Origin of the sequence: Roseovarius aestuariivivens (assembly GCF_004761875.1) — a bacterium.
Classification (GTDB): domain Bacteria; phylum Pseudomonadota; class Alphaproteobacteria; order Rhodobacterales; family Rhodobacteraceae; genus Roseovarius; species Roseovarius aestuariivivens.
In genome coordinates, this window is record NZ_SJEY01000005.1 from 212,961 (window position 1) to 226,509 (window position 13,549).

Annotated in this window: 14 protein-coding genes; 4 read left to right on the top strand and 10 right to left on the bottom strand. The window is 62.7% G+C overall.

Annotated features, from left to right (window positions below):
- Positions 1–14 precede the first annotated feature (14 nt).
- Positions 15–1,409: a pyruvate dehydrogenase complex E1 component subunit beta gene (locus tag EZV60_RS10165; RefSeq protein WP_135505074.1), complete on the top strand. Its 1,395-nt coding sequence runs from the start codon at positions 15–17 to the stop codon at positions 1,407–1,409.
- Positions 1,410–1,422: 13 nt separating this feature from the next.
- Positions 1,423–2,781 (top strand): pyruvate dehydrogenase complex dihydrolipoamide acetyltransferase, encoded by a 1,359-nt coding sequence (locus tag EZV60_RS10170; RefSeq protein WP_135505076.1) that lies wholly within the window; start codon positions 1,423–1,425, stop codon positions 2,779–2,781.
- Between the two features lie 78 nt (positions 2,782–2,859).
- Here EZV60_RS10170 and EZV60_RS10175 read toward each other — a convergent pair whose 3' ends face one another.
- On the bottom strand, positions 2,860–4,071 hold the full coding sequence (locus EZV60_RS10175) for a permease (protein WP_135505078.1): 1,212 nt from the start codon (positions 4,069–4,071) through the stop codon (positions 2,860–2,862).
- Positions 4,072–4,247: 176 nt separating this feature from the next.
- Here EZV60_RS10175 and EZV60_RS10180 point away from each other — a divergent pair, with 176 nt between their 5' ends.
- Complete coding sequence (locus EZV60_RS10180) at positions 4,248–4,586, top strand: CBU_0592 family membrane protein (protein ID WP_135505080.1); 339 nt, start codon at positions 4,248–4,250, stop codon at positions 4,584–4,586.
- Here EZV60_RS10180 and EZV60_RS10185 read toward each other — a convergent pair.
- Both EZV60_RS10185 and cysE read right to left on the bottom strand, forming a co-directional pair.
- Positions 4,577–5,011 carry a DUF4174 domain-containing protein gene (locus tag EZV60_RS10185; RefSeq protein WP_135505082.1) on the bottom strand — a complete coding sequence of 145 codons (435 nt, stop codon included), beginning with the start codon at positions 5,009–5,011 and terminating at the stop codon, positions 4,577–4,579. The two genes, EZV60_RS10180 and EZV60_RS10185, sit on opposite strands and share 10 nt — an antisense overlap.
- Positions 5,012–5,072: 61 nt before the next feature.
- Complete coding sequence (gene cysE, locus EZV60_RS10190) at positions 5,073–5,879, bottom strand: serine O-acetyltransferase (protein ID WP_135505084.1); 807 nt, start codon at positions 5,877–5,879, stop codon at positions 5,073–5,075.
- 68 nt (positions 5,880–5,947) lie between these two features.
- Between cysE and EZV60_RS10195 the strand changes: the two genes are divergently transcribed.
- Complete coding sequence (locus EZV60_RS10195) at positions 5,948–6,304, top strand: TraR/DksA family transcriptional regulator (RefSeq protein WP_245306266.1); 357 nt, start codon at positions 5,948–5,950, stop codon at positions 6,302–6,304.
- On the opposite strand, the gene EZV60_RS10200 is transcribed toward EZV60_RS10195, so the two are convergent.
- From EZV60_RS10200 to EZV60_RS10230, 7 genes are read right to left on the bottom strand one after another with little or no spacing between them, the layout of a single operon-like run.
- A complete protein-coding gene (locus EZV60_RS10200; protein ID WP_135505086.1) occupies positions 6,301–10,380 on the bottom strand; it encodes a baseplate multidomain protein megatron in 4,080 nt (1,359 codons plus the stop codon). The genes EZV60_RS10195 and EZV60_RS10200 overlap by 4 nt on opposite strands.
- A gap of 3 nt (positions 10,381–10,383) precedes the next feature.
- On the bottom strand, positions 10,384–10,833 hold the full coding sequence (locus tag EZV60_RS10205; protein WP_135505088.1) for a C40 family peptidase: 450 nt from the start codon (positions 10,831–10,833) through the stop codon (positions 10,384–10,386).
- Complete coding sequence (locus tag EZV60_RS10210) at positions 10,830–11,720, bottom strand: DUF2163 domain-containing protein (protein ID WP_135505090.1); 891 nt, start codon at positions 11,718–11,720, stop codon at positions 10,830–10,832. Before EZV60_RS10210 ends, EZV60_RS10205 begins: the two co-directional genes overlap by 4 nt.
- Positions 11,717–12,349 (bottom strand): DUF2460 domain-containing protein, encoded by a 633-nt coding sequence (locus EZV60_RS10215; protein WP_135505091.1) that lies wholly within the window; start codon positions 12,347–12,349, stop codon positions 11,717–11,719. The genes EZV60_RS10210 and EZV60_RS10215 overlap by 4 nt, the downstream gene beginning before the upstream one ends.
- A gap of 15 nt (positions 12,350–12,364) precedes the next feature.
- The gene (locus EZV60_RS10220; RefSeq protein ID WP_135505093.1) at positions 12,365–13,024 is read right to left on the bottom strand and encodes a phage tail tape measure protein; all 660 of its coding nucleotides are present in this window, start codon (positions 13,022–13,024) and stop codon (positions 12,365–12,367) included.
- Positions 13,017–13,232, bottom strand: coding sequence for a rcc01693 family protein (locus EZV60_RS10225; protein ID WP_280952581.1), 216 nt, complete (start codon positions 13,230–13,232; stop codon positions 13,017–13,019). Before EZV60_RS10225 ends, EZV60_RS10220 begins: the two co-directional genes overlap by 8 nt.
- Positions 13,229–13,549: a gene transfer agent family protein gene (locus EZV60_RS10230; protein ID WP_135505095.1), complete on the bottom strand. Its 321-nt coding sequence runs from the start codon at positions 13,547–13,549 to the stop codon at positions 13,229–13,231. The genes EZV60_RS10225 and EZV60_RS10230 overlap by 4 nt, the downstream gene beginning before the upstream one ends.

Sequence of the window (13,549 nt, forward strand, 5' to 3'; positions counted from 1 at the left end):
AGGAGATATAACAGATGCCCACAGAAATTCTGATGCCCGCCCTGTCGCCCACGATGGAGGAAGGCACGCTGGCCAAATGGCTGGTCAAGGAAGGTGACACGGTCAATTCCGGTGACATCATGGCCGAGATCGAGACCGACAAGGCCACCATGGAATTCGAAGCCGTCGACGAAGGCACCATCGGCAAGATCCTGATCGAGGAAGGCACCGAGGGCGTGAAAGTGAACACGCCCATCGCCGTGCTGCTGGAGGAAGGCGAAAGCGCCGACGATATCGGCGAGATCAGCGCCGAGCCGCCGGAAAGCGGGGACGACGACGGCGGGGAAGAGAAAGAGGACAGCAGCGCCGAAGACGGCAGCGCCCCTGCCCCCTCTGCCCCGGCCAAGGTGGCGCAAAATATCGAGCCGGACTGGCCCGAAGGCACCGAGATGAAGAAGATGACCGTGCGCGAGGCGCTCAATTCGGCGATGGCCGAAGAGATGCGCAACGACGACACCGTCTTTATCATGGGCGAGGAGGTGGCCGAGTACCAGGGCGCCTACAAGATCACGCAAGGCCTGCTGGACGAGTTCGGCGCCCGACGCGTGATCGACACACCCATCACCGAGCATGGCTTTGCCGGGATCGGTGTCGGCGCAAGCTGGGGCGGGCTGAAGCCGATCGTGGAGTTCATGACCTGGAACTTCGCGATGCAGGCGATCGACCAGATCATCAACTCTGCGGCCAAGACGCTTTACATGTCGGGCGGCCAGATGGGCAGCCCCATCGTGTTCCGTGGCCCGAATGGCGCGGCCGCGCGCGTGGCGGCTCAGCACAGCCAGGATTATGCGGCTTGGTACAGCCATGTCCCGGGGCTGAAGGTCATCCAGCCTTACACCGCAGCCGACGCCAAGGGTCTGCTCAAATCCGCGATCCGCGACCCGAACCCGGTCGTGTTCCTGGAAAACGAGATCCTTTACGGCAAGAGCTTCGAAGTGCCCGTTCTGGATGATTTCACGATTCCAATCGGCAAGGCGCGCGTGGCGCGCGAGGGCACAGACGTGACCATCGTGAGCTTCGGCATCGGCATGACCTACGCAATGGAAGCCGCCGAAAAGCTGGCCGAAGATGGGATCGAGGCGGAGGTGATCGACCTGCGGTCTTTGCGTCCGCTCGACTATGACACGGTGATCGCCAGCGTGCAGAAGACCAACCGCTGCGTGACCGTCGAAGAAGGCTTCCCCGTCTGTTCCATCGGCAACCATCTGAGTGCGATCCTGATGCAGCGGGCCTTCGACTGGCTGGATGCGCCGGTGATCAACTGCACCGGCAAGGACGTGCCCATGCCCTATGCGGCCAATCTCGAAAAGCTGGCGCTGACCTCGACCGCAGAGGTTCTGGATGCCGTCAAACAAGTGACCTACCGGTAAGGAGCGCGACGCGATGCCCACAGAAATTCTGATGCCCGCCCTGTCGCCCACGATGGAGGAAGGCACGCTGGCCAAATGGCTGGTCAAGGAAGGTGACGAGGTCAACTCGGGCGATCTTCTGGCCGAGATCGAGACCGACAAGGCGACGATGGAGTTTGAAGCGGTCGATGAAGGCACCATCGGCAAGATCCTCGTCGAGGAAGGCACCGAAGGCGTGAAGGTAAATACGCCCATCGCCGTGCTGCTGGAAGAAGGCGAAAGTGCCGACGATATCGGCGAGGTCAGCGCCGCGCCGAAGGATGACGGCGGCGATGACGACAAGAGCGAGGAAAAGCCCGCCAAATCGGAAAGCGGCGGCGGTGGCGGCGGCGGTGCCAGCAAGGCGAGCCCCGAGGACGCGCCCGACACCCCTGCCCCGGCTGCCCCCAAATCCGAGGATGGCGAGCGCATCTTTGCCTCGCCGCTGGCGCGGCGGATCGCCAAGCAGAAAGGCCTCGATCTCACGCAGATCAAGGGCTCCGGTCCGCATGGCCGGATCGTGAAGGCCGATGTGGAATCCGCCCAGCCCGGCAAGAAAGCCGAGGCCGCCAAGAGCGAGGCCAAGTCCGAGGCCGCGCCCGCTGCGGCGTCTGCCCCTGCCGGGCCGTCGGCGGATGCGGTGCTCAAGATGTACCAGAACCGCGAGTTCGAGGAGGTCAAGCTCGACGGGATGCGCAAGACGATTGCCGCGCGTCTCACCGAGGCCAAGCAGACCATCCCGCATTTCTACTTGCGGCGCGACATCAAGCTCGACGCACTTCTGAAGTTCCGCAGCCAGCTCAACAAGCAGCTTGAGGCGCGCGGCGTAAAGCTCTCGGTCAACGACTTCATCATCAAGGCAAGTGCCCTGGCCCTGCAGGCCGTACCGGATGCCAATGCCGTCTGGGCCGGCGACCGGGTGCTGAAACTGAAGCCGTCGGACGTGGCCGTGGCCGTGGCCATTGAGGGCGGGCTGTTCACGCCAGTTCTCAAGGACGCGCATATGAAGTCGCTCTCGACTCTCTCAGCAGAGATGAAGGATCTGGCGACGCGCGCGCGCGACCGCAAGCTGAGCCCGGAGGAATATCAGGGCGGCAGTTTCGCCATTTCCAACCTTGGCATGTTCGGGATCGACAATTTCGACGCGGTGATCAACCCGCCCCATGGCGGGATTTTGGCCGTCGGTTCGGGCGTGAAGAAGCCCATCGTCGGCGAGGATGGAGAGCTGACCTCGGCCACCATCATGAGCGTGACGCTGTCGGTCGATCACCGGGTGATCGACGGGGCGCTCGGGGCGCAGTTGCTGGAGCAGATCGTGCAGAATCTTGAGAACCCAATGATGATGCTGGCCTGAACCGGACGGGGACACCGCGACACACGAAGGCCGGGGCAAAACACCCCGGCCTTTTTCTTTGCGGTGCGGGGCTATTGATCAGGTCAGGGCGAACACCGCCAGACCACCGGCCAGCCAACCAAATGCCAGCAAGGCCAGCCAATAAAGCACGCGGTCCAGGCCGCCGCCGTGGTCATGGTCATGATCGTGGTCGTGATCGTGCCCTTCGCGGCCTTGCCACGCCAGCCACCCGAAGACGGCTGTCAGACCGAGAAATGCCAGGTTCATCCAGGAGGTATAGTCGACCTGAAACCGCTCCGTGGGCTCGACCAGACCCCGAGATGCGCTTTGCGGATCAAGCCCCAGAAGTGCAAAGCCGTAGTGGATGGCCAAGGCCGTGAGAACCAGCGCCGCAAGGAATAGCGCCGCGATATAGGCCGCCATTTTCCAGCCATAGAACCGGGCGTGCACGCGGATCACGGGGAACACCACCAGATCGGAGAAAATGAAGGCCATGATGCCGGCCACGCTGACGCCATTCGCGAAAAGCAACCCGGCGAGGGGAATATTGCCCATTGAGCCGATGAAGGTGAAAAACGCCGCGACCGGGCCGATGACGGCATGCGACAGCACTTCGGCGAAGCTGCGGCTTCCCTCTTCTCCCGTTCCGGGAAAAAGCCACGTGAAAAAATCTGCCGGCACGAAGGCCGCGATGATCCCGGCGACCGTGAAGCCAACCGTCACGTCCTTCCAGACCATCTGCCATTCCATGAGATAAGACTTGGCCAGTTTGCGCCAGAGAGCGGGAGACTGCGCAAGATCCGCGGGATCTTCGGGCTGATCCGCGTCGCCGGCCTCCAAAGCATGGCGCACGGCCTCGATCTGTTTTTGCGGCCGCCACAGCGCCACGAGTGCCCACATCACCCCGATTAGGACGAGCCCGCCTACATACTCCGCCACCACGAAATGCCAACTGAGAAAGACCGAAATCACGATGCCCAGTTCGATCACGAGGTTGGTCGAGGCAAGCAGAAACGCCATCGATGGCACGAAACCCGCCCCTTTCGCAAACAGCGCCCGCGCCGACGCGAGCGCCGAAAAACTACAGGACGAGGACAGGAAGCCAAATACGGCCGCGCGCGAGACAGATCCGAGATTCTCGTCGCCCATGGCCTGTTGCATCCTGTCCCGGCTGACGAAAAGCTGGATCGCCGCGCTGATAAGATAGCCAAGCCCGAAGGCCCAGAACGCAACCCAGAAGAAGCCGAGCGATGTCAGAGCTGCGTCAGCCCAGCCTTGCAAAAAATCCATGAAGTCCACCTGTGCCTTTCGACAAATGAACGCTTGGGCCAAGGGCCTGTTCCAACGCACCGCAACAATGAGCCAGGATTTCCAGACTTGACGCGTGCACCGACAAGGCGCAGCATGACGCTACGTTATTTTACACCATGGCTCATTTATTTTCGGGCCGCTAAGGATTTTAGATCATGGCATTTTCACCCGCCTTTACCGTGGACATCGTATTGCTGTGCCGTGTCGTCGGCATCTTGGGATTTTCGCTTTACGTCATCGGGTTCTTTTTACTCTGCTCCGGACGGCTCGACAGCCGGGGGCCAACCTATTTCCTGTTCATTCTGTCGGCGTCGTCTTGTGTGATGATTTCCCTGGTCGTCGATTTCAACCTCGGCGCCGCCCTGATCCAGTTCTTCTATTTTATGATGGCTCTGATCACGGTCAGTCGCCATTACCGCGGCTGGCGCTTCAACAAGGCGCTTTTGCTGACGCCGTCACAGCGCGTGCGAGGCGGCGCGCTTGATCAGTCCTGACGCATTTCGCGTTGACGCATCGGCATCGCGTCGATGGTGCGCCGCAGCGTATCGACTGGGATCACGCTGTCCGAACGGAGCTTGATGCCGCCGTCCTTGCCGACCAGCAGCATCAGAAAGCTTTGGGGCGCAAGTCTCTGGCGCAAGGCGCCTTTTTCGTCCGGCGCCGTATCGGACAAGACGACGATATCTCGCTCTCTCAGATCCGGTTCGGACGCCGCCAGCTTTGCCATAGCCGCTCTATAGGTCGGGTCGTCCGGCGACGGTGCGAAAAGGACCAAGGGACGATTCTTCCAGCGATAGGGCGAAAGTGCGGTTTCGTCTGCCCCGAGCGGTCGAAACAGAAAATCGCCCGCTGCCGCACCACCACCGAGCCCGGCAGCCGCAAGACAGAACAGCGCCGAGATACGAACGAGAGATCGCATGAAAGGTGTCCCAAGTCGGTTTGAAATCGAGGCGACGCGCACAAAGTGCGCGACGCGTCGGTCAGCGCACGCCCAATAGCTGGTCCATGGCCACGGAGGGCTGCGCACAGCCAGCCTCGCCCACGATCTTTGCCGGCACGCCTGCCACGGTCTTGCACGGCGGCACCTCTTGCAGAACGACAGACCCCGCGGCGATACGCGAACAATAGCCGACCTTGATGTTGCCCAAAACCTTGGCACCCGCGCCGATCAGCACCCCGTCGCCGATCTTCGGATGGCGATCCTCTTCTTCCTTGCCGGTACCGCCAAGGGTCACGGAATGCAGCATTGAGACGTTATCGCCCACGACCGCCGTTTCCCCGATCACGATCGAATGCGCATGATCGATCATGATGCCCTTGCCGATCCGTGCGGCGGGATGGATATCGACGCCGAACACTTCGGAACAGCGCATCTGAAAGAACCGCGCCATGTCGCGCCGTTTTTGCCGCCACAGCCAATTGGCCACGCGATACGCCTGAATCGCCTGAAAGCCCTTGAAGAACAGCATCGGCAGCAGGAACCGGTCGCAGGCCGGGTCACGGTCATAGACCGCCACGATATCCGCGCGGGCGGCGTGCCCGATCTCTGCCTCGTCGGCATAGGCCATGTCGCAGATTTCCCGGAGGATCTGCTCGGGCATTTCCGTCGAGGCCAACTTGAGCGAAATGCGATAGGCCAGCGCGGATTCGATGGTCTTGTGGTGCAGGATCGACGAATGCACCAAACCGCCCAAAAGCGGTTCTTCGGCGATACTCGTCTCAGCCTCGGATTTGATCCGTGCCCAGACCGGGTCCAGTTCGGCCAGTTTTGCGTGCGTCTCGGGCATGGTTGTGCTCCTTGTCGTCGAAAACAGACTATACCAAATAAGGACCTTCGGTAAAATGCAAAGCCGTTATGGGGAAAATCACGAATATGTATGGCCAGGGCAACGACGAAATCCGCTCAGAGATCGCCGCGCGGCTTGCCGCACTGGATGATGAGGATATGCGCGGTTCAGCCGGAAAGGCGACGGTCGAACTTGATCAGCAGGCCGTGGGGCGGCTGAGCCGGATGGACGCATTGCAAAACCAGGCCATGGCACACGCCACAAGCGCGCGCCGCGAGAGCGAACGCCGCCGGCTGCACGCGGCTCTCGCCCGGATGGACGAGGGAGAGTTCGGATATTGCGAGGATTGCGCAGATGAAATCGCCGAAGGACGGCTGCGGTTCGATCCCGCAGCCGTGAGATGCGTGGACTGCGCCCGCGGCTAGGTGGGGGGAAACGCCAAAACGCCCGGTCTGCCAGCGCCGAAGCTGGCCGAAAGCTGTGCCACGTGAAGCTCGACCCCCGCCGCTGCGCCGTCGGCGATCTGCTGCGCTGCGGTATATGTCCAGCTCGGCGTGCTGACTATCGCTTCGCGCAGAACCTGCGGTCCCGACATCACGCGGACAAGATAACGCTCGTTTTCCTCACCCAAGGGGACGTCCGGTGTGTCCCACCGATCTCCGCCAACCCTTGTGCGGCGGATCCAGCTAAGCGTCACGTCCTGGCCCGCCTGCCCTGACAAGCGCAGGTGCACCGGCGAAAACGGCCGCAGTCCGACCCCTTCGAAGGCGAGCAGCGCATGGGAATAGGCAGGGTCGTCGAACGGACGCTGTGCCGGACCGATCCTGTAGTGCCGCGCCAATCCGCGCTTGGCTTCGCTAAGCTCGATCTGCCGAGGCGTGCCGTCAAGGCGCACCAGAAAGCTGCCTGCCGGCCAGGGCGTGGCACGCTCGGTGCTAGCCTGCCCGCGCAAACGGTACCGCAGCAGATACGTATCGCTGTCCACGAGTTCCGCGTCGCGAAACTGGATCAGCTCCCAACCGTTGGGCGTGCCGTCACCCACGGCGCACAGATTCGCGCCGTTGAGGAAGGCAAGGTCGCTGACGCTTTCCAACTGCCCGCTCAGCATCCGGACCTGAACCGCCTCACCCCGGTCGATCACCCCCGGACAAGCCGTCCAGAGCGGGGTTTCCAGCACGCCAACTGGCGTACGCGCCGCGACGATCTGATTAAGCTTGTAATTCGCGTCGTCGTCTGACGCATAAAGCGCCGCGGACCCCGGCCAGGGGGTCGCGGTCACGGCAAGATAGGGCGCGTGAGGCAGCTCTTCTCCGGTCAGGAGAGGCAAATCGAGGAAAAAGGGCGTTACAGGGATTGGGGCCGCGAACGGCTTTAGGAATACCACCTCGTCTGGCATATCAGCGGGGCGGTAGGTTTCCGGCTCGATCCGTACCGCCTCGACCTTTTGCGCGCCGCCCTGACTGTCGACCCGGTCGATCCGGAAATAACCCTGCCCGCCCTCCTCGGGTAAGGCCAGCACATCGCCTGCGCCGGTGCTCAGTTCTGACGGCGGCAGCGTCAGGCGGACCGTGTCGGTAGCCACGCGCGCCTCGGACAACCAGCGTTCCACCGTTTGCCGGCCCTCGGCCCGCGTCATGACGAGCGGCATTTCCGAACTGGACACGGCGTGCGTGCGGTCATCCGGCAACACCGCCTCCTCCGAGATCACCTCGAGATCGGCATCGGCCTCGATGAAGCGCAAACGCACCCGACCAGCCAATTCAACCGTGCTGCCGCGCACCTCTTCCAACACGCCGTCGATCTCGCTGTCGCGGACGAGCCGGTCTAGGTCCACGGCGCGATCCGCCACGCCGTCCCGCATGACAAAACGCAAAGCGCCGTCACGCTCGACCGCGTCGAATCCGAAACGCAGCATGAGCGGTTGAAGAGCCGCGCGCGCTTCGCCGATCTGATCCACGCTGTATCCCCGCACGAGACCGAAAAGCCGCGACGTGTCGCGCGCCGACAACCCGGCGCTTTCACAGATCTCTTCGACAAGACCGGCCAAGGTCCGTGCCGAAGCCCGCCCGTTGAGCCAATGGCCGCGCGCGTAGTTTGCGCCATCGCTCCACAATCCGCGATTATTGGGAAAGTGCGGATACGGGCGCAGATCCCACGCCCAGAGACAGGCACGGGTCATGTCGATCATCGGCCCGCCGTAGATTTCCGAAACAGGATTGCGCTCTGGGTCGCCCCAATACCCCAGCATGGCGCGGATGTACTGTATTTGCATCAGCTCGTCGCGCCGGCCGTCAGAATGATATGGCAGATTCGATTCCGAAGATTTGGGATCGAGGAACTTGTTGGGCTGGTTCGTGCCCTTGTCGATTGCGGCACAGCCGTACTCGGTGAAACGCACGGGCTTCGATTGCTGGATCCAAGGTGTCGGTGTCTCCAGCCGGACGCCGTTCACACGGTCGTGGTGTTCGTTAAGCCACCAGTTGCGGATATCCTTGTACCGCCAGACCCACGGCTCCGCATGGTCGGTGTCGGTGATGGGTGTGCGGATCTGCGCGGCGCGGGCTTCTTCGGAATGGTAATACCAGTCATAGCCTTCGCCACCCTCGATATTGCCCTGCAGGTACCCAAGCTCGTAGATCGCCTCGACCCCGCTCTGTGCGTCAAGGTGATCGCGCCCGTCCCGCCAATCCGACAAGGGCATGTAGTTGTCGATGCCTATGAAATCGATATTTGCGTCGGCCCAAAGCGGATCGAGATGAAAAAAGCGATCGCCGGATCCGTCCTGTGGCTGATAGCCGAAATATTCCGACCAGTCCGCCGCATACCCTATCTTGACGTCCGGTCCGAGGATCTTGCGCACCTCCGCGGCCAGTTCGATCAGCGCGGCAACAGCCGGAAAGCTGTTATTTGCGCCACGAATCTGTGTTAGCCCGCGCATTTCAGATCCGATACAGAAGCTTTCCACACCGCCTGCCACGGCACAAAGCGCGGCCTGATGCAAAATGAACCGGCGATACCCCCACTCATCGGGTCCGTCGTAAAACACCGGGCTGTCCTGGTGCAGCCCCTGGTAACGGAGCAAGTCCACGGCATCCGTTGTCAGCGCGGTCTTGTCCTCTAACCGCACGCCATAATCCTCGGGAAAGGCGCTTGCCGCGTAGATCGACTGGCCAAAGACCCACTCTTCGATGGGCTTCGGTCCGATGCGGAAATCTCCTGCTGAGGCGGTTCCGAAAAAGGCGGCTACCTCGGCGTCGGCGGCCGCAGTTCCGTCCGGGCTGCCGTCCTGCCCCGGCGCGAGAGGCGTGGTGATCCGCCCGCGCCACGGCAAAACCGGCTGTCCGTCTTGGCCGCCATTCGGATCGGTCAGGGTGTTGCCTGGCATCTGGGTCATCAGGATGAAGGGATAGAACAGGACGTCCTGTCCCGCCTCCTTCAGAGCGACGATCTCCTCGATCACGGACTGATCGGTGGGGGTGCCACCATAGACCTGTCTTCCATCTGCGTCGCGCGGCACCACCTCCGCGTTGGCACAGGTCAAACCGCAGACCTGCCAGGGCATATTGCCTGCCTCGTAGGTCTGCTGTTCGACCTTGGGCCGGATCGTGCACATGCCCGCCCGCAGGTCGTCGCCGAACCAGCTTACGATGAGCGAACTGGTTTTCACCGATTTCAGCTCTCCGGTCATCTGATCCAGAGACGTCAGGAAATCACTCTTTCCTGACGGCGAATTTATATTTGCGGGCGCCTGGGATCCCGGCCCGTACTGAATATTGGCCGGGGTCGTGGCCAGAGCGTACTCTCCACTGCCCGGCAAAAGCGCGACACCCTCTACGCTGTAAGCTGGATCCTCCGCCGCACCGGGCAGATCCCGGGGTGCCGGACGGCTGACCTCAAAGGTAAATTGTGGCACGCGGTTGCCGTAAGGTGTGAGATCCAGGTCCTCGATGACGACATAGGCCGTCCCGCGATAGGCCGGCACGGTGCCAGCGCCCTCGACCGCCTCGATTTTCGGATCGGGAAGCTGATCGCGGCTGCCGGTATAAACCCGCAGCGTCAACTCGTCGCCCGCCACCTCAATCCCGTCGGCCCAGATCCGGCCCACACGACTGATCTCGCCCTCGCAAAGCGCTACGGCCAGACTAACGGAGTAGCTGAAATTGCGCTGCGAGGGCCGGCTTGGGGCGCCCTTTCCGCCGCCACCTGACGTGACCTTGACCGTCTCGCGGAATCGCGTGGCCCAGATCACTTGTCCGGGCACCCGCATCCGTCCGTAGACCTGGCCGATGACGTCTCCTTCGCCGGTGCCGGTCAGGCGCAAGCGGCTGACCTTGCCGCTATCGACCATGTCCGAGCCCTGACCCAGCAAGCGTTGGTCGATGGACCGACCGATCACCGCGCCCGCAAACCGGCCCACCGCTGCCATCGACAGCCCCAAGAGCGACCCGCCCGCCGAGCCGCCAAGCGCCGCACCCGCCGCCGAAAGAACAACCGTTGCCATAACCTAGACCTCCTGAGGGAATGCAAACCGGGCCACGATGCGCCGCCGCCAGGGCGCGCTGAGCGGGCTTTCCAGTACCGCGTGACCTGAATAGGCGTGAATGAAAGTGGCGGACGGGCCCACCGCGCCTGACAGGCCCAGATGCTTGGCCACCCCGCCATCCCGCATCCGGAACAGCAGGACATCGCCCGAACTATCGCTGTTCAGGGGGCGTGGCAAAAGATGCCGGCGTGCCGCACGCCAGAGCGCTTCGTCCCGGGCGGGCTCGGACCAGTCCATACTATAGGCCGGCACCACCTCGGGTTCGGCGCCGTAAAGTGCGCGCCACACGCCACGCAACAGACCAAGACAATCTGTCCCTGCCCCCCGACAACTGGCCTGGTGCCGGTAGGGCGTGCCGATCCAGGCGCGCGCCTCTGCCACGGCGCGCTCTGCGATCCGTTTGTCGTTCATCCGCGCCGGCTCCCACCATCCAGAACGGCCGCGCGGGCAGGATCCGTGATCGACCAGTCATCACCCGGAATATCGGGAAAGCCCTGAAAGTTCAAAAAGTTGTTGAACTTCAAGCGGCACGTCTCGCTGCATTTGTCACAGCCTGCCTCCAGCCGCAGCAGGTCGCCCGGACGGATCTCGGCCCGCAGCGGATGCCAAAGTTCGATCAACCTGCCGGCGACGTCGCTCAGATCCCGCTTGATGACGCCCGACAATCCCACCGCCGGGCCCTCCAGCACCCGCAGCGCGCCGTGGCGAAACCATTCGGGTTCAAATCCATCAAGCGCCGCAAAGCGGAAGATCCGTCGTGCCTCAACCGTCTCGGCGGGCCGTTCGCTGCGATAGCCGGGCAGGCTCATGTCGAACCGGCACGACGCGTCGCCAAGAACCGCGCTGCAGGGCTTCTGAAAGACACGCCCCAATGGCAGGTTAAGCGCTTCTGTCAGCCCTCTCAGTTCTGCCTCGAAGGCGCCGCCCGCGCGCTTGATTTCCCCGATCGTTCCCTGGAACTGAAGGTGGCGTTCCTCGACATTCCGCCAGTTCACAAGCCACGCTAGCACCTCCGCGCCGTAATAGCGTCCGGCCTCGATATCGCTTTCGGTGATCGCGCCGTCTCTCAGCGCCCCCAAGGCCTCGGTATTGTCCACTGCAAGTCCGGTCGTTTGCTGCAACGCCTTGGCGCTCAACCCGGTGTCGGCACGAAAGATGTGCCCGTCAAAGGACAGATCGCAATCGTGATCGGTAAATCCAAGTGTCACACCGTCTTCGCGCAAGACCGCCCAGCAGCGGCAGGTCGTTGTCAGCCCTGTCCGAAGATGCGCTTCCAGTCCCTCGTGCAAGCCCTTCATACGCGCACCTCTACCACCGGTACATTGGGCACCTCGCCTGCCTGAAAACTGGCGAGACTGGTATGAATGCGGTCGATGTCGAAACGAACCGGAACATCGAACTCGAAGCCTGCGGTCACTCGGACACCGGCACTGACCGGGTGACTGAACCGAAGGATGCCGGTGGTCGTATCGACCTCGTAATGGATCCCTTCCTGCAACTCGGCACCGTCCTGCCCTACGCGCACGCTGCCTGCGACCGGTTTGGTGATGGGCCGGGCATACACACTCTCTCCAGAGCGATATGTCTTGATCAGTTGCACTTCGGCGGTCACATCGTCCCCGGTGCCGATGATCTGGTCGTCAAACCGCGGTTCGGTGCGTGCCCGGGAAGATTTGTAGTCGGTCCAGTCCTTCCAGCGAAAACCGTACATCTGCCCCTGCCGCGCCTCAAAAAACGCGATCAGGGTCTCGATATCGTCGAGACCACGCAGCGCGACGCCCGCGTCATAGCGGCGGCGCGAATGTTTCCATGGCGTGTTGCGTTCTTCAAAGCCGTTGGCGAGCGTGACCACATCCGTGAGCCGCTCCGGACCGCCAATCGAACCGAAGCTCAGGCTGGCGGGAAATCTTACCTCATGAAACTGCATCTCTTTCTCCTTGCCTTAACGATTGCGGTTGCCGCGCCCGATCGCCCGGCCAAGCTGCGCCGCGATCTGCGCCTGGCTGCGGCGGAACCCTTCGACATCGGGCGTGCTGACATTCATCACGACCCGGACATCGCCACCCGCTTGCGCCCTTACGCCAAGCTTGCCGTCGGCGCCGCGCGCCAACGGCATGATCGCCTCCGGTCCGGCCTCTCCCATTAGGCCGGTGCCGCCGCGCATCGGAAACATAGTCGGCCCGTTGACAATCCCGCCCGAGGCAAAGGGCTGGACCCGACCCGAGGCAAAACTGCCACCTTTTTCGAAAGCGAAAAGCCCGCCCATGAGGTTGCCGATGCCTTGGCTTAGCAGCCCGCCGACATGGTCGGTCACCGGCCGCACGGCGGAATTGAACGCCGAATTGATCATCGCAGTGGACAGATTGCGCACCGCATCCGACAGGCCGTCGCCTTCGATAACCGCGCCTCGTATCGCCTTGTTGAGACCCCGGCTGATGCCGCGGTCGAGTGCCGCCAAATCATGTCCGGTGCCCTGAAAACTGGCCCGCACTCGAGCGAGTTCGCTATTGAAAGCCGCTGCCATATCCGTTGCCGCGCCAAGGTTTTCGTCCAGCGCCGCCACCTGCTGATCAAGGTCGTCCAGCTGTTCCATCTCACTCATCGCTCGTCTCTCCATTGCCGTCCGGGTAATCTGCTAAAAGCGCGTCAAGCCGGGACCGTTTGAGCGGCGCCACCCCCGCCGGCTTGCCCAGCATCAGCTCAAGCTCGGCGGGCGTCAGCACCCAGAATTCTCGTGGGCGCAGGCCAAGCCCCCGAATCCCCGCCCGCATCAGGGCGGGCCAGTCGATGCCCGCAGGCGGCCCGTTCACGGCCCATCCGCCAGTGTGAACGCCCGCGCCAGAAGCGCAGCTGCCGCCCGTGCGGCCCCCAGGGGACCGCCCTCGATCTCGGCATGCAGAAGATCCGCCGCCGTTCCCGCCCAGCCGCCTCCGCGCAAACCTGCCACGATCAGCGCCAGAACATCGCGGCTGGAAAACGCACCACGCTCGAACCGCTCGACCAGAGCCACCAACGTGTCGTCGCCCAGGCTCACCTCCAGCTCGGCCAGCGCGCCAAGGGTCAGCTTGAGCACGCGCGGCTCTCCATCGATGCAGAGCGCGACCTCACCCGCAAAAGGGTTCGCCAT